This window comes from Manganibacter manganicus, assembly GCF_002075885.1.
In the GTDB taxonomy this organism is placed as follows: Bacteria; Pseudomonadota; Alphaproteobacteria; order Rhizobiales; family Rhizobiaceae; genus Mesorhizobium; species Mesorhizobium manganicum.
In genome coordinates this window covers 43,903-67,708 of sequence record NZ_MDET01000007.1, presented here as the reverse complement: position 1 = coordinate 67,708, position 23,806 = coordinate 43,903, and the positions used below count along the sequence as shown (strand labels likewise).

At 61.3% G+C, this 23,806-nt stretch carries 27 protein-coding genes and 2 pseudogenes; 11 read left to right on the top strand and 18 right to left on the bottom strand.

Annotated elements, in window-relative coordinates; all coding sequences use genetic code 11:
* Nucleotides 1–83: 83 nt before the first annotated feature.
* A complete protein-coding gene (locus BFN67_RS06200) occupies nt 84–554 on the bottom strand; it encodes an Lrp/AsnC family transcriptional regulator (protein ID WP_080918767.1) in 471 nt (156 codons plus the stop codon).
* Between the two features lie 108 nt (nt 555–662).
* On the opposite strand from BFN67_RS06200, the gene BFN67_RS06195 reads away from it, so the two are divergent.
* Nucleotides 663–896, top strand: coding sequence for a DUF6356 family protein (locus BFN67_RS06195; protein ID WP_080918766.1), 234 nt, complete (start codon nt 663–665; stop codon nt 894–896).
* Nucleotides 897–910: 14 nt separating this feature from the next.
* Here the strand turns inward: BFN67_RS06195 and BFN67_RS06190 are convergent, their stop codons facing one another.
* A complete protein-coding gene (locus BFN67_RS06190) occupies nt 911–1,978 on the bottom strand; it encodes an NAD(P)/FAD-dependent oxidoreductase (RefSeq protein ID WP_080918765.1) in 1,068 nt (355 codons plus the stop codon).
* A 139-nt stretch (nt 1,979–2,117) separates the two neighbouring features.
* On the opposite strand from BFN67_RS06190, the gene BFN67_RS06185 reads away from it, so the two are divergent.
* Together BFN67_RS06185 and BFN67_RS06180 are read left to right on the top strand one after the other, a co-directional pair.
* Nucleotides 2,118–3,704, top strand: a complete 1,587-nt coding sequence (locus BFN67_RS06185) for a peptide chain release factor 3 (RefSeq protein WP_080918819.1) — start codon at nt 2,118–2,120, stop codon at nt 3,702–3,704.
* 72 nt (nt 3,705–3,776) lie between these two features.
* A complete protein-coding gene (locus BFN67_RS06180) occupies nt 3,777–4,394 on the top strand; it encodes an alpha-ketoglutarate-dependent dioxygenase AlkB family protein (RefSeq protein WP_080918764.1) in 618 nt (205 codons plus the stop codon).
* 6 nt (nt 4,395–4,400) lie between these two features.
* Here BFN67_RS06180 and coaA read toward each other — a convergent pair whose 3' ends face one another.
* From coaA to BFN67_RS06160, 4 genes are all read right to left on the bottom strand, one after another.
* Nucleotides 4,401–5,360 carry a type I pantothenate kinase gene (gene coaA / locus BFN67_RS06175; protein ID WP_080918763.1) on the bottom strand — a complete coding sequence of 320 codons (960 nt, stop codon included), beginning with the start codon at nt 5,358–5,360 and terminating at the stop codon, nt 4,401–4,403.
* A gap of 34 nt (nt 5,361–5,394) precedes the next feature.
* On the bottom strand, nt 5,395–5,721 hold the full coding sequence (locus BFN67_RS06170) for a phosphoribosyl-ATP diphosphatase (RefSeq protein WP_080918762.1): 327 nt from the start codon (nt 5,719–5,721) through the stop codon (nt 5,395–5,397).
* A gap of 37 nt (nt 5,722–5,758) precedes the next feature.
* A complete protein-coding gene (gene hisF, locus BFN67_RS06165) occupies nt 5,759–6,535 on the bottom strand; it encodes an imidazole glycerol phosphate synthase subunit HisF (protein WP_080918761.1) in 777 nt (258 codons plus the stop codon).
* Between the two features lie 118 nt (nt 6,536–6,653).
* Complete coding sequence (locus BFN67_RS06160; protein ID WP_080918760.1) at nt 6,654–7,493, bottom strand: arginase family protein; 840 nt, start codon at nt 7,491–7,493, stop codon at nt 6,654–6,656.
* Between BFN67_RS06160 and BFN67_RS25285 the strand changes: the two are divergent.
* A pseudogene (locus BFN67_RS25285) lies at nt 7,477–7,581 on the top strand (hypothetical protein); the annotation flags it as partial. The gene BFN67_RS06160 and the pseudogene BFN67_RS25285 overlap by 17 nt on opposite strands.
* On the opposite strand, the pseudogene hisA reads toward BFN67_RS25285, so the two are convergent.
* The 5 genes and pseudogenes from hisA to hisB form a co-directional block, all read right to left on the bottom strand.
* A pseudogene (gene hisA / locus BFN67_RS06155) lies at nt 7,544–8,233 on the bottom strand (1-(5-phosphoribosyl)-5-[(5-phosphoribosylamino)methylideneamino]imidazole-4-carboxamide isomerase); the annotation flags it as partial. The pseudogenes BFN67_RS25285 and hisA overlap by 38 nt on opposite strands.
* Before the next feature lie 3 nt (nt 8,234–8,236).
* The gene (locus BFN67_RS06150) at nt 8,237–8,527 is read right to left on the bottom strand and encodes a DUF1330 domain-containing protein (protein ID WP_080918758.1); all 291 of its coding nucleotides are present in this window, start codon (nt 8,525–8,527) and stop codon (nt 8,237–8,239) included.
* Between the two features lie 9 nt (nt 8,528–8,536).
* Entirely contained in the window at nt 8,537–9,187 is a 651-nt protein-coding gene (gene hisH, locus BFN67_RS06145; protein WP_080918757.1) for an imidazole glycerol phosphate synthase subunit HisH, read from the bottom strand.
* A gap of 2 nt (nt 9,188–9,189) precedes the next feature.
* On the bottom strand, nt 9,190–9,660 hold the full coding sequence (locus BFN67_RS06140) for a DUF2628 domain-containing protein (RefSeq protein WP_080918756.1): 471 nt from the start codon (nt 9,658–9,660) through the stop codon (nt 9,190–9,192).
* 3 nt (nt 9,661–9,663) lie between these two features.
* Nucleotides 9,664–10,263, bottom strand: coding sequence for an imidazoleglycerol-phosphate dehydratase HisB (gene hisB, locus BFN67_RS06135; protein ID WP_080918818.1), 600 nt, complete (start codon nt 10,261–10,263; stop codon nt 9,664–9,666).
* Nucleotides 10,264–10,453: 190 nt separating this feature from the next.
* Here hisB and hslV point away from each other — a divergent pair, with 190 nt between their 5' ends.
* From hslV to BFN67_RS06105, 6 genes are all read left to right on the top strand, one after another.
* Nucleotides 10,454–11,005: an ATP-dependent protease subunit HslV gene (hslV, locus tag BFN67_RS06130; RefSeq protein WP_080918755.1), complete on the top strand. Its 552-nt coding sequence runs from the start codon at nt 10,454–10,456 to the stop codon at nt 11,003–11,005.
* Nucleotides 10,974–11,513: a GNAT family N-acetyltransferase gene (locus tag BFN67_RS06125; protein WP_280951310.1), complete on the top strand. Its 540-nt coding sequence runs from the start codon at nt 10,974–10,976 to the stop codon at nt 11,511–11,513. The genes hslV and BFN67_RS06125 overlap by 32 nt, the downstream gene beginning before the upstream one ends.
* Before the next feature lie 32 nt (nt 11,514–11,545).
* Nucleotides 11,546–12,124: a DUF2585 domain-containing protein gene (locus BFN67_RS06120; RefSeq protein ID WP_139789053.1), complete on the top strand. Its 579-nt coding sequence runs from the start codon at nt 11,546–11,548 to the stop codon at nt 12,122–12,124.
* A gap of 15 nt (nt 12,125–12,139) precedes the next feature.
* Nucleotides 12,140–13,450, top strand: a complete 1,311-nt coding sequence (gene hslU / locus BFN67_RS06115) for an ATP-dependent protease ATPase subunit HslU (protein WP_080918752.1) — start codon at nt 12,140–12,142, stop codon at nt 13,448–13,450.
* Nucleotides 13,451–13,597: 147 nt separating this feature from the next.
* Nucleotides 13,598–14,554 (top strand): DUF1402 family protein, encoded by a 957-nt coding sequence (locus BFN67_RS06110; protein WP_080918817.1) that lies wholly within the window; start codon nt 13,598–13,600, stop codon nt 14,552–14,554.
* A 37-nt stretch (nt 14,555–14,591) separates the two neighbouring features.
* The gene (locus BFN67_RS06105) at nt 14,592–14,840 is read left to right on the top strand and encodes a DUF3329 domain-containing protein (protein ID WP_080918751.1); all 249 of its coding nucleotides are present in this window, start codon (nt 14,592–14,594) and stop codon (nt 14,838–14,840) included.
* Between the two features lie 7 nt (nt 14,841–14,847).
* Here BFN67_RS06105 and BFN67_RS06100 read toward each other — a convergent pair whose 3' ends face one another.
* The 6 genes from BFN67_RS06100 to BFN67_RS06075 are packed head-to-tail and all read right to left on the bottom strand — an operon-like array spanning nt 14,848 to nt 20,783.
* A complete protein-coding gene (locus BFN67_RS06100) occupies nt 14,848–15,960 on the bottom strand; it encodes a DUF1513 domain-containing protein (RefSeq protein WP_080918750.1) in 1,113 nt (370 codons plus the stop codon).
* Between the two features lie 2 nt (nt 15,961–15,962).
* Complete coding sequence (locus BFN67_RS06095) at nt 15,963–17,042, bottom strand: imelysin family protein (RefSeq protein ID WP_080918749.1); 1,080 nt, start codon at nt 17,040–17,042, stop codon at nt 15,963–15,965.
* An 8-nt stretch (nt 17,043–17,050) separates the two neighbouring features.
* Nucleotides 17,051–18,664, bottom strand: coding sequence for a di-heme oxidoreductase family protein (locus BFN67_RS06090; RefSeq protein ID WP_080918748.1), 1,614 nt, complete (start codon nt 18,662–18,664; stop codon nt 17,051–17,053).
* Between the two features lie 8 nt (nt 18,665–18,672).
* Complete coding sequence (bfr, locus tag BFN67_RS06085; protein ID WP_080918747.1) at nt 18,673–19,158, bottom strand: bacterioferritin; 486 nt, start codon at nt 19,156–19,158, stop codon at nt 18,673–18,675.
* Complete coding sequence (locus tag BFN67_RS06080) at nt 19,124–19,435, bottom strand: (2Fe-2S)-binding protein (protein WP_080918746.1); 312 nt, start codon at nt 19,433–19,435, stop codon at nt 19,124–19,126. The genes bfr and BFN67_RS06080 overlap by 35 nt, the downstream gene beginning before the upstream one ends.
* Before the next feature lie 55 nt (nt 19,436–19,490).
* Nucleotides 19,491–20,783 carry an imelysin family protein gene (locus BFN67_RS06075; protein WP_080918816.1) on the bottom strand — a complete coding sequence of 431 codons (1,293 nt, stop codon included), beginning with the start codon at nt 20,781–20,783 and terminating at the stop codon, nt 19,491–19,493.
* 429 nt (nt 20,784–21,212) lie between these two features.
* On the opposite strand from BFN67_RS06075, the gene BFN67_RS06070 reads away from it, so the two are divergent.
* Nucleotides 21,213–22,463: an NAD(P)/FAD-dependent oxidoreductase gene (locus BFN67_RS06070; RefSeq protein ID WP_080918745.1), complete on the top strand. Its 1,251-nt coding sequence runs from the start codon at nt 21,213–21,215 to the stop codon at nt 22,461–22,463.
* Nucleotides 22,464–22,469: 6 nt separating this feature from the next.
* Here the strand turns inward: BFN67_RS06070 and BFN67_RS06065 are convergent, their stop codons facing one another.
* Nucleotides 22,470–23,744, bottom strand: coding sequence for a 4-aminobutyrate--2-oxoglutarate transaminase (locus BFN67_RS06065; protein ID WP_080918815.1), 1,275 nt, complete (start codon nt 23,742–23,744; stop codon nt 22,470–22,472).
* Nucleotides 23,745–23,806: the final 62 nt, after the last annotated feature.

Genomic DNA, 23,806 nt, shown 5'->3' with positions numbered 1-23,806 from the left:
CGGACAGGTGTCGCCCCGCGTCAACCGGCAAGCGCCGATATGGGCGGAATATTCATATCAACGATACGCGAGTGAAAGCTCAGTCAGCGCAATTCGACCGGCACCACGGTCGTTTCCTTGATCTCCTCCATGACGAAGGAAGCAGAAACATCCGACAATGGCACCTTGGCAATCAGCCGCTGATACAGCCGGTCATAGGCCTTCACATCAGAGACGCGGGCGCGCAGCACGTAATCGAGGTCACCCGACATACGATACGCGCCGATGATCTCGGCAAAGCCGGTAACGGCCTCGCGGAACCGCGCCAGCCATTGCGGATCGTGGTTGGAGGTGCGCACGAGGATGAACACAGACAGGCCAAGCCCGACCGTCTCGGCATCGACCAGCGCCACGCGGCCGGTGATGACGCCGGTCTCTTCCAGCCGCTTGACCCGACGCCAGCAGGCATTGCGCGACAGCGAGACGCGCTCGGAAAGCTGGTCGACGGACAAGGTGCCGTCACGCTGCAGTTCCGCCAGCAATCTTCGATCAATCGCGTCGATTTCCGCATTCATATGAGACGGATGTCCCAAAGGACAGCACTTATCAAGGACAAATTGGGATTATTCACCCATCTGGCTGCGTCATGATGCGGCCATAGCTCTTTCGAGGACGACATCATCATGGCTGCACCGCTGGCGCGACTTTTCACCGAACATCCGGCAAAGGTCGGTGAAACCTATTTCGGTCACATGGCCTTTGCTGCATGGTTCTCCTCGCGGCTGCTCGCTGCGGCACTTGCCGCCCTTGTCCACGCTGTCCTGCCGTTCATGTTCGAAACGACGGCGAGCCGCATCGTGCGCGAACTTTATGAGCGGACCCATAATCGCGGTCGGCAGCCTGTGCCCGCCGAATAGTCAGGCGACTATTCCTAAAATCTGTCCAGTCCGTAAGGTGTGAGCAGGGCATCGCGCTCGCCCTCCAGTATTTCGCGCGCGGCAAACAGGCCGATGGCCGGCGCCAGCGTCACGCCCGAATGCATGACGGCGACATAAAGTCCGTCAAGGCCGACCGCACGCCCGATAGCCGGAAACCCGTCAATGGGTGTCGGGCGGTAGCCGACCGTGAAAAAATCAAGTTCGAGTTGATCGGCATTGCGCAGCAAGGCCTTGAGCTGGGAAAATACCCGCCGCGCTGTCTCTTCGGGCTCGAACCCCGGATCGGTGCCGCCAAAGTCGGTTCCCGCAATGACGCGGCCTGCCGCTGTCTGGCGCATATGCAGCGGCTCCGAAAGCACGATGCCGTTCAGCAAAGGTGCATGCGGCCGCGAATGCACGACGAGACCGGGCGGCGTTTCCAGCGGCAATTCGACCCCGGCCGTGGCCAGCAACGCCGGAGCGCCCGCACCGGCGGCAATCACCACCTCATCAGCCAGAAGCGGCCCCGCTGCCGTCTCCACACCCACTATCTTGTCATTCGCCAGCTTGAGCGCCTCAACGTTGCCGGCAATAATCTTGGCACCATGCCGGGCGGCATCGGCGAGAAGTGCCTTTGCCAAGGCAACCGGCTCTGCCGCCCCTTCCGTCGCCACGTGTAAAGCGAAGGCCGGCGGCTCGGTGAGATTGGGTTCAATGCGCGCCGCCTCGGCCGCATTGACCTCGCGAATCCCATAACCCCAGGAATTGTGCTGCGCGGCGTAGGTTTCCAGTTCGGCTTGCGGCATGTCGAAGCAAAGACCGCCGCACCAGGCTAGCGGCAGGCCGGGCACTTCCGTTGCCAGACGCGACCACTCTGTCATGGAACGCATGCGCAACTGCACATAGGCTTCAGGGTTGCCCCAGCTCGCATTGATCCAGGCAAAGGAACAGGGCGTGGCCGTGCCGCCGACCGCACTTTCGGAAATCACCGTCACAGCCGCGCCGGCCTTGGCCAGATGCCACGCGATTGACGCGCCGATTATGCCGGAGCCGACAACGACGATTTTTTTGGCAACGCCCATGATGACTCCCGCATGAAACAGCAGCCTTTATGGCATTCGGCCGCCCGCATGGCCAATGGGCCAGCGTCCACATGCCGTTTCCGTTCGACACGCCACAAAACCGCTGGTAGAAGCCGGCGCATCCAACGGAAATCCTGACATGGCCGAAACCATCAACCAAGCGGTCGCGCGCCGCCGCACTTTCGCGATCATCGCGCACCCGGACGCCGGCAAGACGACACTGACGGAGAAACTGCTGCTGTTTGGCGGCGCCATCCAGCTTGCCGGCGAGGTGAAAGCCAAGAAGGACCGTATCCAGACCCGCTCGGACTGGATGAAGATCGAGCGCGAGCGCGGCATTTCGGTCGTCACATCGGTGATGACGTTCGAATATGGCGACAATGTCTTCAACCTGCTCGACACGCCTGGTCACGAAGACTTCGCCGACGATACCTATCGCACGCTCTCTGCGGTGGATGCCGCCGTAATGGTCATCGACGCCGCCAAGGGTATCGAACCGCGCACGCTGAAGCTGTTCGAGGTATGCCGCCTGCGTGACATCCCGATCGTCACTTTTGTCAACAAGATGGACCGCGAGGCCCGCGACACGTTCGAAATTCTCGACGAGATCGAGCAGAAACTGGCCCTCGACACCGCACCGGTCACATGGCCGATAGGCCAGGGCAAGACCTTTGCCGGCACCTATCATCTGGCCGAAAATGCTGTGCGGCGTGGTGATGCGGAGAAGGAGCGCACGCCCGTCCACGGGCCGGATTCCAATCGTGCCGCCGGTCTCCTGCCCGAGAATGACCGCCCCGCCTTCATCGAGGAACTGGAACTCGCGCGCGAGGCCTGTCGGCCTTTCGACCTCGATGCCTTCCGGCAGGGACACCTGACACCGGTTTATTTCGGCTCGGCGCTGCGCAATTTCGGCGTACGTGATCTGATCGAGGCGCTGGGCGCCTACGGCCCGGCACCGCGCGCGCAAGAGGCCGACATCCGCAAAGTGGAAGCGACGGAGGAGAAGATGACCTCCTTCGTCTTCAAGATCCAGGCCAATATGGATCCCAACCACCGCGACCGCATCGCGTTCGTGCGCGTCTGCTCCGGCATCCTCCAGCGCGGCATGAAGGCCAAGCTGGTGCGCACCGGCAAGCCGATGTCGCTGTCAGCACCGCAATTCTTCTTCGCCCGCTCACGCATCACCGCCGACGAAGCCTATGCCGGTGACGTGGTCGGGATTCCCAATCACGGCACGCTGAGGATCGGCGACACACTGACCGAGGGCGAGGAAATCCTGTTTCGGGGCGTACCCAATTTCGCGCCGGAAATTTTGCGGCGTGTTCGCCTTGGCGACGCCATGAAAGCCAAGAAGCTCAAGGAAGCGCTGCAGCAGATGGCCGAAGAAGGCGTCGTGCAACTCTTCCAGCCGGAGGATGGTTCGCCAGCCATTGTCGGCGTGGTCGGGGCGCTGCAAATCGATGTGCTGAAAGAGCGCCTGAAGATCGAATATTCGCTGCCGGTGGATTTCGAGATTGCCCGCTTTTCCGTCTGCCGCTGGATCGATGCCGACGACAAAGCGGACCTTTCACGTTTCGTCGAGGTGCATCGCGGCGATATCGCCCGCGATCTCGACGACGACCCGGTGTTTCTGGCTCAGCACGAATTCTCGCTGAACTACGAGGCCGAGCGCTGGAAAGCGATCCGCTTTTCGGCGGTGAAGGATTATCAGGTGCGTGGCGCATAAACCGGTAGAGGTGGCTTTCGGGTCGTCGCAGTTCTTCGCTCATGCATTGTACCTGTCGGACAGGACACGGCCATGACAGAGACTTTGCCCGAAGGCGTACGCCATCTCCCCGATTATCTCGACGCGCATGCGCAGGCAGCACTGGTCGAGATCATCCGAGCCGTGGTCGAGGCTGCACCGCTTTATGTGCCGACCATGCCGCGCAGCGGCAAACCGATGAGCGTGCGCATGACCAATTGCGGCAGCCTTGGCTGGGTGACGGACAAGGAAAACGGCTATCGCTACCAGCCGACCCACCCCATAACGGGTGCACCGTGGGCCCCCCATTCCGGATGCGCTGCTGGAGCTCTGGCGGATGTGGCGGATTACGCACATCCGCCGCAGGCATGTCTGGTCAATTTCTATACGGATATCGCGAAAATGGGCCTGCATCAGGACCGTGACGAGAAGGAATTCGCCGCACCCGTTGTCTCGATCTCGCTCGGCGACGACTGTCTGTTTCGCGTCGGAACGCCCGAGCGCAAGGGCAAGACGGTTTCATTGCGCCTGACAAGCGGCGACGTGATCGTGCTGGGCTGCGCCGGGCGCCTCGCCTATCATGGCGTCGATCGCATCTATCCGGACACCTCAACGCTGCTGAAAAAGGGCGGGCGCATCAATCTGACGCTGAGGCGCGTGACCATGCCATAAATGGCGCTACAGCTTGCGCAGCGCCACTTCCTCGACCAGATGATTAGCGCCCTTGCGCAGGATAAGATCGGCGCGGGCACGCGTCGGCACGATGTTGTCGCGCAAATTCTTCAAATTGATATTGGTCCACAGCCCTTCGGCGATCGCGCGCGCCGCACTTTCGGACAATTGCGAATAGCGGTGGAAGAAGGATTCGGGATTGCGGAAAGCAGTTTCCCGCAGGCGCATGAAGCGGGCGGTGTACCAGTCGCGGATACGTTTCTCGTCAGCATCGATATAGATCGAGAAATCGAAAAAATCCGAGAGGAACGGCACGATCTTGCCGTCCTTGGGCAGTTTGCCCGGCTGCAATACGTTGATACCCTCGAAGATCAGGATATCGGGCCGGTCCACGGTGACGAACTGGCCAGGCATGACGTCATAGGTCAGATGTGAATAAAGCGGCGCGCGGACGTCGCGCTGGCCGGACTTGATGCCGGAGAGGAAGCGCAGCAGCGCCCCGACATCATAGCTTTCGGGAAAACCCTTGCGGTCCATGAGGTTTTCGCGGCGTAGGATCTCGTTGGGCAAAAGGAAGCCGTCAGTCGTCACCAGATCGACCTTCGGGCTCGACGGCCAGCGCGCCAGAAGTTCCTTCAACACGCGCGCGGTGGTCGATTTGCCGACGGCGACCGAGCCGGCGATACCGATGATGAATGGTGTCTTGGCGACCTCCGTGACATTGAAGAAGGCCCTGCGCTGCCGGAACAGAAGCTGGCTGGCCTCGACATGCGCCGATAAAAGCCGCGACATCGACAGATAGATGCGTTTGACCTCCTCGAGGTCGACAGGGTCGTTCAGCGAACGCAGGCGCCGCACCTCGTCCTCGGTGAGCGTCAGCGGTGTGTCGGCGCGGAATTTTGCCCATTCGGCGGCGGGAAAGAACAGATAGGGAGAATATTTCTCGGTGGGGGCGAGTTGGTCCATCGCGTCTCCTGCCCGTGCCCGACCCGGCACCGGCTCAATCCGTCCGTTGGCGCGAAGCCTTTTCGGCAAGCCCTGAGCGCTCGGTGCGGCGCTCCAGTTCCGCCAGCACATCGTCGAGGGAAACCCCGCTGATGCCAAGCACCACCAGCCAATGATAGATAAGATCGGCGCTTTCCGATATCACCGCTTTGGTATCACCGCTGACGGCGGCAATAACCGTCTCGACCGCTTCCTCGCCGAGTTTTTGCGCCGCCTTGCCGATGCCTTTCGCGTAAAGCTTGGCCGTCCATGATTCCGGGTCGCCGGAATGCGCGCGCTCATGCACGATTTTTTCCAGGTCGTTCAGCGAAAACTGCGTCATGCGCCGCCCTTTAGGCCGGACTCGGAGCGATGTCGAGTCATGGGTCGAGTCGCATGGGCAGACCGGCGGCCGCCATATGCTCCTTCGCCTCGCGAATGGTATAGGTGCCGAAATGGAAGATCGACGCCGCCAGCACCGCCGTCGCGTGGCCGTCGCGAATGCCTTCGACCATGTGGTCGAGATTGCCGACGCCGCCCGAAGCAATGACAGGCACATGCACCGCGTCGGCCACCGCGCGGGTGAGGGCGGTGTCATAGCCAGCCTTGGTGCCGTCGCGATCCATAGAGGTGAGCAGGATTTCGCCGGCGCCGAGACCTGCGACCCGGCATGCGAACTCCACAACGTCAATGCCGGTCTTGTTGCGCCCGCCATGGGTGAAAATTTCCCAGCGCAGCGCCTCGCCCGCCTGCGACACCTGCCGGGCGTCGATGGCGACGACAATGCACTGATCGCCGAACTTGTCGGCCCCGCGCGCCACGAAATCAGGATTTTTCACCGCCGCCGTGTTGATCGACACCTTGTCGGCGCCGGCAAGCAGAAGCTTGCGGATGTCGGCCACCTCGCGCACGCCGCCCCCCACCGTCAGCGGCATGAAACATTGCTCGGCGGTGCGGGCGACTACATCGAAGATAGTCTCACGATTGTCGGATGAGGCGGTGATGTCGAGAAAGCACAATTCATCCGCACCCGCCTCATCATAAGCGCGCGCCGCCTCGACCGGATCGCCGGCATCGACGAGATCGACGAACTGCACGCCCTTGACGACGCGGCCGTCCTTGACATCAAGGCAGGGAATGACGCGAGCTTTCAGCATAGGCACACTCCACCCGCGTCTTTTCTCCAGTTTGCACGTCCTCGCCGCTGCGCGGCTGTGGGCGCACGGGAGCGGCCGTCTTTAACGTCCAGGCAGGGAATGACGCGGGCCTTGAGGGTCATGCCTTTTTCCTCAACGCGTCGAGGACATCGACCAGCAGCCTGCCGACCGCGGGCGGCACGTCGCCCTTGGCATCGAATGCCGGATCATAGGCGGAAATGGTGATGCCGACCACAGGCAGGGAAGCCGCCACGTCACGCATGGATTCGCGCAGTTCGTCCGGATTGGGGCCCCCCGGCCAAGCATAGCGGTTCGCCTGCAGCACTTCCGGATCGTGAATGTCGAGGTCGATATGCAGATGCGTGCGATGGCCGCCGGCTGCGGCCAACCTGTCGGCAAGGCCGGGCGCCTCTGCGCATGTGCCGTGGAGAATCGGCAGACCTTCCAACGTATGCCTTTCGCCGGCATCGAGGTCACGCGCATCGACCAGCATGCAGCGGGAAGCCTCCAGCGGCTTGAAGCCCGGTACGGCATTTGCCATCGGGCGCCAGCAGAGACCGATTACCGTTGCCAGCGCCATGCCGTCCAGGAAGCCGTAAGTGGAGGTTTCGGGCGTGTTGAGGTCGCCATGCTGGTCGGCCCAGACGATGGAATCCGCAGACTCGCCGGCCACCGCGCCTACCGCCGTCAGACAATTGCCGCACAGCACCACCGGGAGCCGGCCATCCTTGCGGCTTGCGGTGATCTTTTCCGAAATTGCCGAGCAAACAGCGAATCCGGTGGAAATCTCCCGGCCCTGCTCGTTGCCGATCTCGCCAATATCGACGACGATGACATCGTGGCCGTGTAGTGTCAGTTCCTCCACCAATCCGCCAGCGACGATCGCGTCAGGCCCTCGTCCGCAACCGCCATGATAATACCCGCTGTCATAAGGTGCGAGAATGATGGTGAGTTTCATTGGCCTTTGCTCCCGGCCCGTGCCAGAAGCGTCAGCGCCTCATGCGGGTCTATGCGGCCGTCATAAAGCGCACGGCCGGAAATGGCGCCTTCGAGTTTGGTGGCGTCCGGCATGGTCATGCGTACGATATCGGCGATGGAGGCAAGCCCGCCCGAGGCTATGACCGGAATGGACACCGCATCTGCAAGCGTAATAGTCGATTTCCAATTGATCCCGGCAAGAACGCCGTCGCGATCGATATCCGTAAAGATAATGGCCGCGACGCCGGCGCCTTCAAACTTTTTCGCCAGTTCGATCACGCCGAGGCTTGAGGCCTCCGCCCAGCCTTCGACCGCCACCTTGCCGCCTTTGGCATCAATGCCGACGGCAATCCTGCCCGGAAACGCCTCGCATGCCTGTTTGACGAGTTCGGGATCGCGCACCGCTACTGTGCCGAGAATAACGCGCGCAAGGCCCTTTTCCAGCCAGCTTTCAATATGGGCAAGCGTGCGGATGCCGCCACCTAACTGTACCGGGTTCTTCGTTGCCTTGAGAATCGCCTCGACCGCTGCGCCATTGACGCTCTGACCCTCGAACGCGCCATTGAGGTCCACCACATGCAGCCACTCGAAACCCTGTTCCTCGAAGGCGTGGGCCTGTGCCGCCGGATCGTCATTATAGACAATGGCAGTCGCCATATCGCCGAGCTTCAGGCGAACGCATTTGCCATCCTTGAGATCGATGGCGGGAAAAAGGATCACGGCTTAAATACCTTCCACGATCACGACATGAGCGGTTGAAGCGGCCAATCTGGATTTCAACGCTTCCTGATATTCCGGCGAATCGTAGCAGGCGAGCGCGGTTTCGTAGGATTCAAACTCAATGACGACGTGACGATTGCCTGTCGGCCCTTCCGGATTGGAATGGCGGCCGGAGCGTATGATGAATTTGGCGCCATATTTGGAAAATGCAGCGCCGTTGGCGTCGATGTATTTCTGGTAGACGTCCGGATCGCGGACGTTGACCATCGCCATCCAGTAACCCTTCTTGCTCATGGCTTCACCTCAAGGTTTCCAACGCAGGAAATTGGCAATCAACGCCAGGCCGAGCGCCTGGCTTTTTTCGGGATGAAATTGCGTGCCGGCGCAATTGTCCCGTGCCACCACCGCTGTTACCGGTCCGCTATAATCGGTCTGTGCCAGCACCTCGCCGGCGTTTTTCGCCGCAAGATGGTAGGAATGGACGAAATAGGCATGCAGCCCGCCATCACCCGTGGCAATGCCGGAAAAAAGCGGATGGTCGCGCGTCAGGCGAATGGTGTTCCAGCCGATCTGCGGAACTTTCAATTCTGGATCGGTAGACACGATCTTCTTCACGTCGCCGCTTATCCAGCCGAAGCCTTGCGTCACCGTCTTTTCCAACCCGCGCTCGGCCATCAACTGCATGCCGACGCAAATGCCGAGAAAGGGGCGCGCTCGCTTCACCGCGACCTCCTCAATGGCCTCCCACATGCCGGGAATCGCATGCAGGCCGGCGGCGCAATCGGCATATGCGCCGACACCGGGCAGCACGATGCGATCCGCGTCAAGCACGCGTTGCGGGTCGGCTGTCAGGTCGACTTCGACAGGAATGCCCGCCTCGCGGGCAGCACGCTCGAAAGACTTCGTGGCCGAGCGCAGATTGCCGGAACCATAATCGAGGATGGCGACCCGCATGATCAGTATCTTCCACTGTGATTGGAAATACCGAGCATGAGGTCGGTGCGCCCGGTCCGTACCTGCATATTGTCGGGGACGATTTCAGGCAGCGGCGCTTCCTGGTCAGGACGTTCGGCAGCTTCCAGTGCATAGCGGGTTTCCGCGTCTGTCTCGCCGTCGGCTTCGATCACGCCGCTCTCGCGCCAGCCGCCGCGACCGAGTGCTGCAAGGCGCATGCGCTGCCCTTCCAATCCTATAAAGAGAGAAACAAGAACGCTCATGGCCATCCCAATCACGCCATGACCGGTAGCCTCGCCAACCGCGTTGAACACGCTTATCATCAAAAAGACGAATAACGCTTCCAGCCAGAGCCGATGCCATAAAAGCCAGAGCGGTGACACCAGGAAGGCCAGCCAGGAAAAACCGTCGCGCAATAGCCGCGCATCGGCGCTGATGCCGTTCGGCGGTTTCATTATGACATAGGCGGACATCGATCAGCCCTTCAGCGAACCCTTGGTGGAGGGAACGACATCCGGCTGGCGCGGATCACGCTCGGTCGCCATGCGCAGAGCGCGCGCCACAGCCTTGAAACAGGTTTCCGCGATATGGTGGTTGTTGGCGCCATAATGGTTGGTGACGTGCAGGGTGATGCCGGCGTTCTGAGCGAAGGCATGGAAGAATTCACGCACCAGTTCGGTATCGAATGTGCCGATCTTGGGCGAGGAAAAGCCGACGTTCCAGACGAGGAATGGACGGCCCGACACATCAATGGCCGCGCGTGTCAGCGTCTCGTCCATGGCGAGATCGATGGAAGAATAGCGCATGATGCCACGACGTTCGCCGAGCGCCTTGCCCAGTGCCTGCCCAAGCGCGATGCCGGTATCCTCGACAGTATGATGGTCATCGATGTGCAGGTCACCCTTGGCGCGCACCTTCATGTCGATCAGCGAATGACGCGACAACTGATCCAGCATGTGGTTGAAGAAGCCGACTCCGGTTTCAATGTCTGAGACGCCGGTGCCATCCACGAGGATCGACACTGAAATGTCGGTTTCCTTGGTCTTGCGGCTGACTTCTGCGGAACGGGCGGTCATGTTGAGTTCCCGTGCTTGAAAACGAAAGCCTTCTAGCAGCATGATCCGGGGATTGCCAGTTGGCAAAATCGGCAAGACGCGTCGTGCTTGCATCGGTTTGCAAAAGCTGCTTCGGCGCATACATATGCGGCCAACACCCCTCGTAACGTGCAGGCTGCCGAGAAGTGGGCCGCATGGATCGGAGAAAAGAATGGGAAATGAACTGACCATGCACGCCACAACCATCATCAGCGTGCGCAAGGGCGGCAAGGTGGTGATCGCCGGTGACGGCCAGGTGAGCCTCGGCCAGACCATCATGAAGGGCAATGCCCGCAAGGTACGCCGCATCGGCAAGGGCGGCGGCGTGATCGCCGGCTTCGCTGGTGCCACCGCCGATGCGTTCACCCTGCTGGAGCGGCTGGAATCCAAACTGGAGCAATATCCCGACCAATTGACGCGTGCCTGTGTGGAATTGGCCAAGGATTGGCGCACCGACCGCTATCTGCGCCGACTGGAAGCGATGATGCTGGTCGCAGACAAGTCCGTTTCGCTGGCGCTTACCGGGAATGGCGACGTGCTGGAGCCGGAGAAGGGCGTTATGGCTATCGGCTCGGGCGGCAATTATGCGCTGGCCGCGGCGCGCGCGCTGATAGACACTGACAAGGATGCCGAGGAGATCGCCCGCAAGGCGATGGAGATCGCCGCCGACATCTGCGTCTATACCAATCACAATTTCGTGGTCGAAACGCTGGACGCGGCCTGACGTGCAGCACTACGACTTTCGGCCGCTCACAGGCTCGGACATGAAATTGCTGGCCCGCTGGCTGGCAGAGCCGCATGTCGCGACCTGGTGGGGCGATAAGGATGGCGAGTTGGAGACTATCGCCGGGCATGTCGACAGCATCTCCGTCGAGCCCTTTATCGTTGAGCTTGACGGCCGCCCGCTGGGCTATATCCAGAGCTATGACCCTCATCTTGAAGAGGGCGGGAACACTTATGCAGATCAGCCTTTCGGAACGCTCGGCATTGACCAGTTCATCGGAGAACCTGACCTGATCGGCAAGGGCCACGGCACACGGCTGCTCTCTGATTTCGTGGCAATGCTGCTTGAAGAAGGTGCACTGCGTGTCATCGTCGATCCCGACCCGGCCAATGCGGCGGCAATACGTTGCTATGAGAAGGTCGGGTTCCGGCCCATCGGACGCAGGCAGACCGAACAGGGGGAAGTTTGCTTGATGGCTATCGATGCTGAGGAGGAAGGCGGCGCATGAATAGTCCGAGCAGCGAAACTACGAAGCCGCGCATGGGGCTGGGCGCTGGGTTGACCTGGAAAGGCGGTCTGGCCATCGCGGTGGGCCTGCTTGCCGTTCAGGCTTTCGTGCTGCATCTGCAGGGCCATCCGGCGATCTGCACCTGCGGCTATGTCAAACTGTGGCATGGCATCGTTCAGAGTTCGGAAAATTCACAGCACATCTCCGACTGGTACACGCCCTCTCACATCATTCATGGCTTTCTGTTCTACGCCCTGATGCGGTGGCTGTTTCCGCGCCAGTCGGTGTGGTTTCGTTTGGTCGCGGCCATGCTGATCGAGGGTGGCTGGGAAATCCTGGAAAACAGCCCCATCATCATCGAACGTTACCGCGCCGGCACCATTTCGCTCGATTATTATGGGGATTCCGTCATCAACTCGGTGTCCGACACGTTGGCGATGGTGCTGGGCTTTGCGTTGGCGAAAACGCTTCCTATATGGCTGGTCGTGGCGCTGGCTATCTTCTTCGAGGTCGGCACGGGCTATGTCATCCGGGACAATCTGACGCTCAACGTCATCATGCTGGCGCATCCGTTCGAGTCCATCCGGCAATGGCAAAGTGCAATACAATGAGTGGGTTTTGGTAAGATGAGCAATTTTTCCCCCCGCGAGATCGTTTCCGAACTCGACCGTTTCATTATCGGCCAGAAGGACGCCAAGCGTGCCGTGGCGATCGCGCTGAGGAATCGCTGGCGGCGCCAGCAGCTCGAAGGCCATATGCGCGAAGAGGTGATGCCGAAGAACATCCTGATGATCGGCCCGACGGGCGTCGGCAAGACCGAAATCTCGAGGCGGCTGGCAAAGCTTGCTGGCGCGCCCTTCGTCAAGGTCGAGGCCACGAAATTCACCGAGGTCGGCTATGTCGGCCGCGACGTCGAGCAGATCGTGCGCGACCTCGTGGAAATCGCTATCGGGCTTACTCGCGAGAAGATGCGCGAGGACGTCAAGGCGCGCGCCCACGTCAATGCCGAAGAACGTGTGCTGGAGGCGCTGGTCGGCAAGACTGCCTCGCCAGCAACCCGCGATTCCTTCCGCAAGAAGCTGCGCGAAGGTGAACTGGACGACAAGGAGATCGAAGTCGAGGTGTCTGACACCGGCACCGGCGGCATGCCCGGCTTCGAAATTCCCGGCATGCCGGGTGCCAACATCGGTGTGCTCAACATCAATGACATGCTGTCCAAGGCGATGGGCGGCAAGCAAACCAGGACGCGAAAGACGACGGTGAAGGATTCTTACGACGTCCTGATTGCCGACGAGTCCGATAAACTGCTCGATCAGGACGAGGTGGTGCGGCGCGCGCTCGAATCGGCGGCTGACGACGGTATCGTCTTCCTCGACGAGATCGACAAGATTGCCGCGCGCTCGGAGGTTTCGGGCGGTCCGTCGCGCGAGGGCGTGCAGCGCGACCTGCTGCCGCTGGTCGAAGGCACCACGGTCGCGACCAAATACGGGCCGGTGAAAACCGATCACATATTGTTCATTGCCTCTGGTGCCTTCCATGTCTCGAAACCATCCGACCTTTTGCCGGAATTGCAGGGCCGTCTGCCGATCCGCGTCGAGCTAAGAGCCTTGGAAAAGCAGGATTTTATCCGCATCCTGACCGAGACGGAGGCCAGCCTCATCAAGCAGTACATCGCGCTGATGGCCACCGAAGGCGTGACGCTGGAGTTCACCGACGACGCCATCGATGCGTTGGCCGGCATCGCGGTCGACCTGAATGACAGCGTGGAGAATATCGGCGCACGGCGGCTGCAAACGGTGATGGAGCGCGTTCTGGACGAGATTTCCTACGATGCTTCGGATCGTGGCGGCACGACCGTCACGGTAGATGCCGATTATGTGCAGAAGCACGTCGGCGATCTTTCCAGGAATACCGATCTTTCCCGCTTCATTCTTTAGATTCATACGGAAAATCAAGCTTCGACTGTGGCCGAATGGAAGCATTCGGCCATCTTTCTCGGCCGGGCGCAACGTGGCGCTCGACTTGCTCCGCCGCTTTCCATAATTTGCCGGACACAGGAAGCTTATGCGGGTCCGCGTCATCGCATGAAGAAAATTGCCCTCGTTCTTGCCATGATGTTGGCCGCATGGTCGCCTCCGGCGTTTGCAACAATCGCCGTTCCTATTGGCAATCGCAATGTTGAGCAGCCGCCCATTCCGGGAGCCTCGGCACGGCGCACGCACGCCAACAAGACCACCTATGAAGCCAAGTACCGCAAGGTCTACGCCTTGCTGAAGAACGATTCCCGGCTGCGTGCGAAAATCAAGAAGGTTGCGGCAATCTATCAAATTGCCCCGATTCACATTGTTGGGGCTATTGTTGGCGAACATACCTACAATGTCGACGCCTATGACCGGCTCCAGACCTACTACGTCAAGGCGATTTCGTATTTTTCGAGCAACCTGCATTTTGCCTATGAAGGCGAGGAGGTCACCGCCTTCGTGCGACGTCCGCAATTTTCCCGCTGCGACAGTCTGAGCGACAGCTATGATTTGTGGGAATGCCGGGAGCAGGTCTGGAATCGGTCGTTTCGTGGCAAGACCGTTGGCGGCGAGAAATTCCCGAACAACCGCTTCGGCGCCGTCTTCTTCCAGCCCTATTATGCCGGGCAGACCTTCGGCCTCGGCCAACTGAACCCGCTCACCGCGTTGAAGATGAGCGACATGGTTCACAAGATCTCGGGCCTGCCGAAGCTCGACGTGAAGGATCCCAACGAGGTTTACAAGACCATCATGGATCCGGACCTGACACTGCCCTACGTCGCGGCGACGATAAAGACCTCGATCGACGCCTATCGCCGGATCGCAGGCTTCGACATTTCGCAAAATCCGGGTCTTACCGCCACGCTCTACAATGTCGGCAACCCGGAAGAGCGCGCCTATGCGCTGAAAGCCGAAAACAAAAGGCGCAAGGCGGCCGGCCAATCGGAAAAACTGCCGGAGGAAAACTATTATGGCTGGCTGGTCAATGACAGGCTGGCCGAGTTGAAAACCCTGTTTTAGCGCCCTGACCTGATCGATCACCCGCCGGGAACCGGAAATGCAGAATCAAGACCATCCTTTCCTGCGGCCGCTGTGGCGGCGCATCGCGCTTGTCGCCATCTGTCTTGGCTGGGCGGGGCTGGAATTTTTCGGCGGATCGCCGACCTGGGCGATGATAGCGCTTGCCTTCGCGGGCTACGGCGCGTGGCAGTATCTTTATCTCTACAAGCCGTCTCAGGAGGGGCCGTCTCAGGAGGGGCCGTCTCAGGAGGGGGAAACGCCGGCGGACACCAGGACGCGGGACTGACGCTGCCTTACCCTATCCGGTGCATGTGGTTATCCCACACGAAATCGGGTTCCATCACGGGCGCGCCGCCAGCCGGCTGAATCCGGCCAGTGCCGGCCGAGGCTATATAGCCTGAGCCATCGGGCGCGATGCCGCACACTTCGGTCATGTCGGTGGCCGCAACCACCTTGCCGCTCCGCGCCTCGAACACGACATAGCTGTTGCCGGCAGGCGATGAGACGGCAACCGTGCCGGCTGCATGATTGGCCGCCATGGCGCCGATATAATTGTGCAGGCTGTTCAGCGCCGTTTCCGGCATTTCGAGAAGCTCCAGCGCCTCGCCGCGCGGCGCGCGGCCAACCAGGGGCGGGCGATCCATCGTCGCGCCCTCATACTGGCAGGAGAACCAGACAGTGCCCGTCTGGTCGGCATCCATATGCCGGATGGAAAGCTGGTGCAGATTTGCCGGCAATTGGTGCTTTTCGATCAAGTCGCCTTTCAGCCGGTCGATCAGCACATAGGACGGCTGCATGCTCGCAAGGTTCAGCTTGGTCTTGCCGTAATCGGGATGCGTCTCGATACCGCCATTGGCAACGGCCAGCGTGCGCCCATCGCCCAAAAGCAGCATCTCGTGCGGCCCGGTGCCATGGGTCGCGAACTCGCCGACACGGCGAAAGCCGTCATTCGCTGCATAGATGCCGATCATGCCGGCGGCATTGTCGAAGTCGTTTTCGGTGGCATAAAGTAGCGCGCCATCAGGCGAAAACACGCCATGACCGTAGAAATGCCGGCCCTGGCCGCTGGTGATGGTCAGCGGCTCGATTTGCTTCATATGGTCGAAGACGACGGCGATGGTGCCCGGCTTGCGCGGGAAAACCACGGAACGCCGCGAGACCGGATCGAAGGTGACGTCATGGCCGCGATCGGGGAGTTTCACCGCATAGAGCAGTTTTCCTTCTTCCGACAGGATGCCGGCGCCGAAACTGCCGTCGCGACGCACGAAGGCGGTGGCGAAAACCGCGTCGGCGGCAAGTGTCGCCGCCCAGGCTTTCGGCGCCAGTGCCGCGGCAAAGCCGGCGCCGGCCGCTTTGAGGAAATCCCGGCGATCGATCAGCGGCGTGCGCGCGGCCAATCCTGTCATCGTCAATCCCCGTCCAGCGAGGAGAAGCCGGCGGTCAGCCCGAATTCGGCAGACATGCGCGTGCCGATCAGCGCGGAAAGCGAAGAGGTGACAAGCGCATAATGTTCGAGACGAGCGCGGCGCGCCGGATCGGCCAGAACGTCCTTGATCGGGCCGCTTGCGGCTTTCGCGTCGGCAATGCCGTTGGTGAGAAGGATATCGACCGATTGCGCCATCCAGCCTGCCTCCGGCGGAAGGGCTTCACCAAGTTCGGAGGCCTTGAACAGTTCGGCCATGCCTTCCAGATTGGCGGCCAGTGAAGCCGCCGTTTGCGTCGAGCGCCAATAGATCGCCCCTTTCGGCCTGTCGTCGTCAGGGTTCGCACTGAGAAAGCCTTTTACGCGCACGTCGCGGATCATCTCCAACCCGTCGATGAAGACGCCCATCAGTTCCGTCACCGCCTCATTGCCATCGCGGTAGATGGCGTTGTCCGGCCCGGACTGCTTCCAGACCGTGGCAAAACCGTCCGGCGCATGCCATTCGACGCTGACTTCAGCGGCCATCTTTTCGATGTTTCCGGCAATCGTGCGGCCATAGGCGCAGCGATAGGTGCCCGCCTTGCCGGCAAGATCGTCGGCGCCGGTGCCGTAAAGCACGAATTCCAGCGCGCCGAGACCCTGCATGGCAACGCTTTTGCCGGCAATGGAAGCCGGGTCGGTGGCGGTCGAATCCTGCGACGCCAAGGCCGCCTGGACCTGCCTCAAGCCGATGGATTTGCGGTCGGGCCAAAACAGAATGCGCTCCAGCCGATTGTCCTTGGTGATCGGGCCGAAGCGGATGAACTCGACTTTGGACCATGCGCCGACCAGCGCCGCATAATCCTTGCGTGCGGCATCGAGGTCTTGCCTGGAAGGTTTGGCGCACAATGCGTCCATTCCGCCGGACATTGCCGCGGCGTTCTCGGAAAGCGCGGCATAGGCTGGCCGTATGAAGCCATCGACGGCTCGCGAGATCACATCCGACGCCTGAACGGCAGCCGATGCGGGCGGTGCGGCGTCGAGCAGGAGCGGCAGGACAAGGGCGAGCGCGAAACGCTTTGGCATGAAAGACCTCAGAGCGATTCCAGGAATTTGATCAGGGCTGCGCGATCCGCTGCTGCTGCTGCGGCGAAGCCATCGCGCGCTTTTTTGGCCTCGCCGCCATGCCACAGGATCGCTTCAGTCAGATTGCGGGCGCGCCCGTCATGCAGGAAGAACGCGTTGCCGCCAACGATGCCGGTGAGGCCGATGCCCCAAAGCGGCGGCGTGCGCCATTCGCGGCCCGTGGCAACGCCCACCTGCTGGCCGTCGGCCAGTCCGTCGCCCATGTCGTGCAGCAAAAAATCCGAATAGGGCCAGATCAACTGAAAGGCCTGTGCCTTGTTGGGGGCATCGCGGCGGGTGACGAATTTCGGCGTATGGCAGGAGGTGCAGCCGAGGTCGTAGAAAACCTTCTTGCCATGAAGCACATTGGCATCGTCCAGATCGCGCCGGGCCGGTACGGCGAGGTTCTGCGAATAGAAGGTGATGAGGTCCATGATCGGCGGCGGCGCCTCGGTGTCGCCCAGCCGTTCCTGCACGCCGGTCGACATTGCGAGGCAGGCCGCCTGTGCCTTGGTGCAATCGCCTCGGTGGCGAGGTGCTTCAGGAGAGGAAATCCCGATATCGCCGGCCAGCGCATCGGCCGATTGCGCGCGGATCGATGGCGCTTGCCCTTTCCAGCCGAAACGGCCAAGCGTGAGTTCGCCGCTCGCCGGATCGCGCACGATCGCCGCCTTGCCGGAAATGCCGTCACTGTCGCGGTCTTCCGGGTCGGCATGGGCGAGAATGTCGGCAGGATGAATCTGTTCGACCAGCCCCAGCCCGATCATCGGGTTGGCGATACGTGGCGACAGCGTCGTGCGCGGATCGAGCGGCCCATAGGCGAGGTCTTCGACGGAATAGGACGGCTTGCGCAGCGACACCACGCTGCCGTCATTCAGTTCGATCCTCTCTTCCCGATAGGTGATCTTCATCTTGCCTTCGCCGGCGAGGCCGGGAACGGCGAGATCCTGAAGCTGGGTGCCATAGACGGGATCGGCGAAATTCAGCGCGTGATGATCGGCCACGGCGGCCTTTTCCTCGGCGTTCGAGGCTTCGCGCGCCAGCCGCAGGAACATCGAGGTGGCGTCGGCGGCCCCTTCCGGCGGGTGGCCGCGGCCGTCCTTCAAATGGCAGCTCTGGCAGGCGCGGGCGTTGAACAGCGGCCCCAACCCGTCCGACGCCTGCGTCGATGAGGGCGACGACACCCAGTTCTTGCGGAACAGCGCGTTGCCGAGCTTGAAGGTGCCTTCTTCCTCGAAGGTTATATTGGCGGAGGAGTGCGAGAAGGCGTCCGCATTGACACGCTTTCGCGACGTGCCGGCGCCGCCCTGCATCAATTCGAACTGTTCCGGCCTGGAAAAATCGGTCGTCGGTTTTGTCACCGCCTTGACGCGGCGCTGGTCCTTCGGCGTCAGATCGGTGCGTTCGGTGGCAAGGCCGCCGGCTGGCGTCGCGTCGTCAGCGTGAACAGGGTTGGCGTATCCCGACAGGCAAAGCGCGGCTGAAATAGCGAAGGCAGGGGCAAGCCAGCGCTCACCCCTGCCAGGCCGATAGAAAAAACCTTCACGCAGCGCGCGGCGCAAATTGTCGAATATGCGCCGCATGCCTGGTCCTATTCAGCCTCGTTGGCCGAGGCGGCGTTGAGCAGGCCATATTTTTCGTCGCCTATAGAGGCGAGGAGGTCGAGCTGCGTTTCGAGGAAGTCGATATGACCTTCCTCGTCGGCCAGCAGTTCCTCGAAAAGCTTCATGGTCACGTAGTCGCCCAGTTCGTTGCAGATCTCGCGTGAACGGCTGTAGGACGTGCGCGCGTCATATTCGCCGGCAAGATCCGATTCCAGCACTTCCTTGACATTCTGCCCGATGCGCAGCGGCGCCACCTGCTGAAGGTTCGGGTGGCCTTCGAGGAAGATGATGCGCGCGACAAGCTTGTCGGCATGATGCATCTCCTCGATCGATTCCTCGCGTTCCTTCTTGGCCAGCTTCAGGTAGCCCCAATCTTCGAGCAGGCGATAGTGCACCCAGTACTGATTGACGGCACCCAGTTCGAGAAACAGGGCCTCGTTAAGCCGCTCGATGACTTGCGGTTCGCCTTTCATGGGCTTTCCTCCCGTATTGGTCGCGCAGCGTCCTGACGCGATCCAGGTGTGAAACGATATCCGCGCCGCTCGTCACGGAACGGGTATGATAGTCCTCGGTGACCCGAATGATCGTTTCCACCACATTTGGGAAGCAGCTACAACAGCGACCTCGCTTATTCATCGCATGATAGACCTTTGCCGGCACGATCAATTGCCAGCGATCCTGGTCGAGAAGGCGGATGATCGTTTCCTCGATCTCCTTCTCGGTGATGATGTTGCAATGACAGATCAGCATGTTCGTCTCTGTGGCTGACGGCTCCGTGCCGCCTGGCTGCAGGGGTTGGTTTGCGTTACTGGAAGACCTTGTCCGGCGCGTCGAGGCTGTCCGAGCCCTCGAAGGCGATCGAGTCGAGTTTCAGGGTTCCTACGACACGCTCGATCGACTTGGTCTGGTCCACCAGCGCGTCGATGGCCGCCTGCACGGTGGCGTTGCCCTCTGCATTGCCCTCGGCGATCTGCTGGTCATAGGCCTCGCCGCCATCGGCGCGCGCCTTGATCGCTTCCATCTTGGCGACGGTGGCATCCAGCTTGCCGGACAGTTCCTTGTCGAGCGCCGGATCGAGCGCCTTGACCATATCGGACAGCGACGGGCCGGACACTTCGGTACCGTCAATGCGCTTGTAGTCGGCGTGGTAGGCCGCGCGGATGCCGACCGCGTCATAAAGGTGCGAGATGTGCGTGTTGTCGGAGAAGCAGTCGTGTTCTTCTTCCGGGTCGTGCAGGAGCAGGCCGAGTTTCATGCGCTCGCCGGCCAGTTCGCCGTAGGAGAGCGAGCCCATGCCGGTCAGGATGGTCGAGAGTCCGGCGTTCGGGCTTTCGTCTTCCAATGCCTTGCGTGCCGCGCCGCCCTCCTTCCAGTCGCCGACCATCTCCTGAAGATCGGACACCAGCAGATCGCTGGCCGATTTCAGATACTCGGCGCGGCGGTCGCAATTGCCGCCGGTGCAGTTGGCGGTATCGTAATCGGTATAGGGGCGCTCGCCCGCGCCTGGCCCGGTGCCGTTCAGATCCTGCCCCCAAAGCAGGAACTCGATGGCGTGATAGCCGGTGGCAACATTGGCTTCGATGTCGCCGGCCTCCTGCAACGTGCTCGAAAGGAACTCCGGCGTCAGCTTCGACGCGTCGATCTCCTTGCCGTCGATCTCGATCGTCTTGTTGGCGATGACATTGGCCGTGTAGAGCGAATTGTTGTCCGACTCGGTGCCGTAGCCCTTGTCGACATAATCGATCAGCCCCTCGTCGAGCGGCCAGGCATTCACCTTGCCTTCCCAATCGTCGACGATGGCGTTGCCGAAGCGGTACACCTCGGTCTGCTGATAGGGGATGCGCGCCGCCTTCCAGGCTTCGCGCGCCGCGTCCAGCGTTTCCTGCGACGGTTTGGCGATCAGCGCATCGACGGCCTTGTCGAGCGCCTCGGCCGTGGTCAGCGAATCCTCATATTTGGCAAGCGCGATGTCGGCATAGGTCTTGACGACCGCCTTGGCGTCGATTTCGGCACGCGCCGGCAGCACGAACACCGCCGCGGTGAGTGCGGCCGTGGCCGCGATCGCTGCAATCTTGCCTCGGCTTCGCGCCTTGAACATCGCTTTTCCCATACTCTTGCCTCCCCGGTATTCAATATGTTCGAACCCCGTCTGGTAAGACAGGGACTGGTTGTCCGGCTTGAACTTGATTGCGATTGCCCCGCGACCGCGCCGAGGCGCGCACAGGAAAAGACAGGGTTGCCTCCAATCGAACGGGTTCAAGGCCCAGACATCAAAGGGTAAGCGCCAGGCGCTTGGCCTCATAAAAACGCGGATGCCGCTAAAGTCAACTGGAATCGTCAAGAAAACATAAGTGAAACAAGAGTTTAGAATTATTCTAAACTAGAAAAGTCAACTTTTGCGGCCTCCGGTTGGCCGGTCCGCGCGGCGGATCATTCCGGAAGCGACCTCGACATAGCGACTTGCGGCGAAACCAGACAATTGCCAATTGTGGGAGAATTCTAGAATGAAACCGGAAAGCGGGTCGTCATGAAAAACGGTGTCGTCATTGTGGGCGCGGGGCATGCGGGCGTGCAGGCCGCGGCCAGCCTGCGCGAAGAAGGCTTTGACGGTCCGGTCGTCCTGCTCGGCGACGAGAAAGAACTGCCCTATCACAAGCCGCCGCTGTCCAAAACCTTCATCAAGGACGCGAAAGCCAAGCCGCAACCGCTGCGCGGGGAAGTCTTTTACAGCGGCAACGCCATCGATTTCCGGCCGGGCACGAATGTCGAACGCATCGACCTCCTGGCGCGGCGGCTGGAACTGGCCGGTGGCGGTGGGCTTTCCTTCGACCGCCTGATCCTGGCGACAGGCTCGCGGCCGCGCACGCTTCCGCTTGCTGGCGATCTGGACGGCATCTTCTCGCTGCGCTCGATAGCCGATGCGCGGGCAATCCGCGCCATGAGCGGCGACTGCCAGGATGCCGTCATCCTCGGCGGCGGCTTCATCGGACTGGAGATCGCCGCGACGCTGCGCGCCGGCGGCTGCAATGTCACCGTGATCGAAGCGGCCGACCGGTTGCTTGGCCGCGCCATCGCGCCCGTCATCGCCGCCCATGTGCACAAGCGGCTGGAATCGATCGGCGTGCGCGTGCTGACCGCAACGACAGTCACCCGGCTGGAAAGCCAGAATGGCCATGTCAGCGCCGCATTCATCTCCACCGGCGAGCGACTGCCGGCACGCATGGTCATCGTCGGCATCGGCGTGGTGCCCAATGTCGAACTTGCCGAGATGGCCGGCCTCGCCATCGCCAACGGCATCAGGGTCGATCGGCAGATGCGCACATCGGTGCCCGAAATTCTCGCCATCGGTGACGCGGCCAGCTATCCGCACTGGTTTACCGGAATGGATGTGCGCCTGGAATCGGTGCAGAACGCCACCGACCACGCCAAGCTTGCGGCACGCACGATCCTCGGCCATCAGGACGCCTATTCAGCGGTGCCGTGGTTCTGGTCGGATATCGGCGACATGAAACTGCAAATGGTCGGGCTGACCGGAACCAGCAACCGGCATATCGTTTCCGGCGAACCGGACGACAACCGGTTTTCGGTCTACCACTTCTCGGGACCGAAGCTCATCGGCATCGAATCGGTCAACCGCCCGGCCGACCATATGATCGGCCGCAAGATGCTCGGCCTGGGCTTCACACCGACGGACGAGATGATTGCAGGCGGCGCGCCGGCGTTGAAGGCCGCAATCGCCACCCAAGCCGCCGAGACCGCCCAGCCGGCGGCGGAGTAATCCCCATTACACCCGCGCTTCGCGGATCGAGGCTTCGAGCTTGTCGAGCGCCTCGGTCATCACATTGTCCTGGATGGTGATCGGCGCAAGGAAGCGGATGACGTTGGAATAAACGCCGCAGGTGAGCAGGATCAGCCCCTTGTCCAGCGCCTTGAGCCGCACGGCATTGGCGAACTCGGCCGAAGGCAGGTTTGTCTTCACATCGTTGAACTCGATGGCGTTCATGAAGCCCGGCCCGCGAATATCGACAATCTCCGGCACATCGGCGCGCAGCGATTCCAGCCGCTGCTTCAGGCGGTTGCCGAGCAAATCGGCGCGATCGACCAGTTTTTCCTCCTCGATCACGTCCAGCACCGCATTGGCGGCGGCGATGCCGAGCGGATTACCGGCATAGGTACCGCCCAGCCCGCCTGGATTGGGCGAATCCATCAGTTCCACACGCCCGGTGACAGCCGAAAGCGGAAAGCCGCCGGCCAGGCTCTTGGCCATCGTGGTCAGGTCCGGCGCGACGTCATAATGCTCCATGGCGAACATCTTGCCGGTGCGGGCAAAGCCGGTCTGAACCTCGTCGGCGATCAGCAATATGCCGTGCTGGTCGCAAACCGTGCGCAGGGCGCTCATGAACTCGCGCGGGGCCTGATAGAACCCGCCCTCGCCCTGCACCGGCTCCACGATGATGGCCGCCACCCGCGCCGGATCGACGTCGGCCTTGAACAGCTTTTCCAGCGCGGCCAGAGAATCGGCCACCGAGACGCCATGCAGTTCGACAGGGAACGGCGCATGAAAGACGTCGCCCGGCATGGAGCCGAAGCCGGCCTTATAGGGCTGCACCTTGCCGGTCAGCGCCATGCCCATGAAGGTGCGGCCGTGGAAGCCGCCGGCGAAGGCGATGACGGCCTGCCGGCCGGTGGCATGGCGGGCGATCTTGATCGCGTTCTCTACCGCCTCGGCGCCGGTGGTGACGAAAATGGTTTTCTTGTCGAATTTTCCCGGCGTGATGCCGTTCAGCCGCTCGGCCAGCCGCACATAGTTCTCATAAGGCACCACCTGATGGCAGGTATGGGTGAAGCGGTCGATCTGCGCCTTGACCGCCTCGATCACCCTGGGATGGCGGTGGCCGGTGTTGAGGACCGCGATACCGGAGGAGAAATCGATATAGCGATTGCCCTCGACGTCCCAGATTTCCGAATTCTCGGCGCGGTCGGCATAGATCTGCGTGGTCATGCCGACACCGCGCGAGATTGCCTGGTTCTTGCGATCTGAAAGGGCGGAATTGTTCATCACCATTCTCCGAAAAAGGCGGCAAAGCCGCGAAATTCCTCTGTCGGAAACTGTTGTGCCGC

Bases quoted from the DNA above. Each gene is read 5' to 3' on its own strand.
- hisH (WP_080918757.1), bottom strand. From the start codon at position 9,187: ATGCGGGTCGCCATCCTCGATTATGGTTCCGGCAATCTGCGCTCGGCC.
- BFN67_RS06140 (WP_080918756.1), bottom strand. From the start codon at position 9,660: ATGTCCGCCTATGTCATAATGAAACCGCCGAACGGCATCAGCGCCGAT.
- BFN67_RS06195 (WP_080918766.1), top strand. From the start codon at position 663: ATGGCTGCACCGCTGGCGCGACTTTTCACCGAACATCCGGCAAAGGTC.
- BFN67_RS06180 (WP_080918764.1), top strand. From the start codon at position 3,777: ATGACAGAGACTTTGCCCGAAGGCGTACGCCATCTCCCCGATTATCTC.
- BFN67_RS06160 (WP_080918760.1), bottom strand. From the start codon at position 7,493: ATGAAACTCACCATCATTCTCGCACCTTATGACAGCGGGTATTATCAT.
- BFN67_RS06110 (WP_080918817.1), top strand. From the start codon at position 13,598: ATGAAGAAAATTGCCCTCGTTCTTGCCATGATGTTGGCCGCATGGTCG.
- BFN67_RS06105 (WP_080918751.1), top strand. From the start codon at position 14,592: ATGCAGAATCAAGACCATCCTTTCCTGCGGCCGCTGTGGCGGCGCATC.
- bfr (WP_080918747.1), bottom strand. From the start codon at position 19,158: ATGAAAGGCGAACCGCAAGTCATCGAGCGGCTTAACGAGGCCCTGTTT.
- BFN67_RS06070 (WP_080918745.1), top strand. From the start codon at position 21,213: ATGAAAAACGGTGTCGTCATTGTGGGCGCGGGGCATGCGGGCGTGCAG.
- hisF (WP_080918761.1), bottom strand. From the start codon at position 6,535: ATGCTGAAAGCTCGCGTCATTCCCTGCCTTGATGTCAAGGACGGCCGC.
- coaA (WP_080918763.1), bottom strand. From the start codon at position 5,360: ATGGACCAACTCGCCCCCACCGAGAAATATTCTCCCTATCTGTTCTTT.
- hisB (WP_080918818.1), bottom strand. From the start codon at position 10,263: ATGACCGCCCGTTCCGCAGAAGTCAGCCGCAAGACCAAGGAAACCGAC.
- BFN67_RS06170 (WP_080918762.1), bottom strand. From the start codon at position 5,721: ATGACGCAGTTTTCGCTGAACGACCTGGAAAAAATCGTGCATGAGCGC.
- BFN67_RS06120 (WP_139789053.1), top strand. From the start codon at position 11,546: ATGGGGCTGGGCGCTGGGTTGACCTGGAAAGGCGGTCTGGCCATCGCG.
- hslV (WP_080918755.1), top strand. From the start codon at position 10,454: ATGGGAAATGAACTGACCATGCACGCCACAACCATCATCAGCGTGCGC.
- BFN67_RS06200 (WP_080918767.1), bottom strand. From the start codon at position 554: ATGAATGCGGAAATCGACGCGATTGATCGAAGATTGCTGGCGGAACTG.
- BFN67_RS06075 (WP_080918816.1), bottom strand. From the start codon at position 20,783: ATGTTCAAGGCGCGAAGCCGAGGCAAGATTGCAGCGATCGCGGCCACG.
- BFN67_RS06090 (WP_080918748.1), bottom strand. From the start codon at position 18,664: ATGCGGCGCATATTCGACAATTTGCGCCGCGCGCTGCGTGAAGGTTTT.
- hslU (WP_080918752.1), top strand. From the start codon at position 12,140: ATGAGCAATTTTTCCCCCCGCGAGATCGTTTCCGAACTCGACCGTTTC.
- BFN67_RS06080 (WP_080918746.1), bottom strand. From the start codon at position 19,435: ATGCTGATCTGTCATTGCAACATCATCACCGAGAAGGAGATCGAGGAA.
- BFN67_RS06185 (WP_080918819.1), top strand. From the start codon at position 2,118: ATGGCCGAAACCATCAACCAAGCGGTCGCGCGCCGCCGCACTTTCGCG.
- BFN67_RS06190 (WP_080918765.1), bottom strand. From the start codon at position 1,978: ATGGGCGTTGCCAAAAAAATCGTCGTTGTCGGCTCCGGCATAATCGGC.
- BFN67_RS06065 (WP_080918815.1), bottom strand. From the start codon at position 23,744: ATGAACAATTCCGCCCTTTCAGATCGCAAGAACCAGGCAATCTCGCGC.
- BFN67_RS06095 (WP_080918749.1), bottom strand. From the start codon at position 17,042: ATGCCAAAGCGTTTCGCGCTCGCCCTTGTCCTGCCGCTCCTGCTCGAC.
- BFN67_RS06150 (WP_080918758.1), bottom strand. From the start codon at position 8,527: ATGAGCAAGAAGGGTTACTGGATGGCGATGGTCAACGTCCGCGATCCG.
- BFN67_RS06100 (WP_080918750.1), bottom strand. From the start codon at position 15,960: ATGACAGGATTGGCCGCGCGCACGCCGCTGATCGATCGCCGGGATTTC.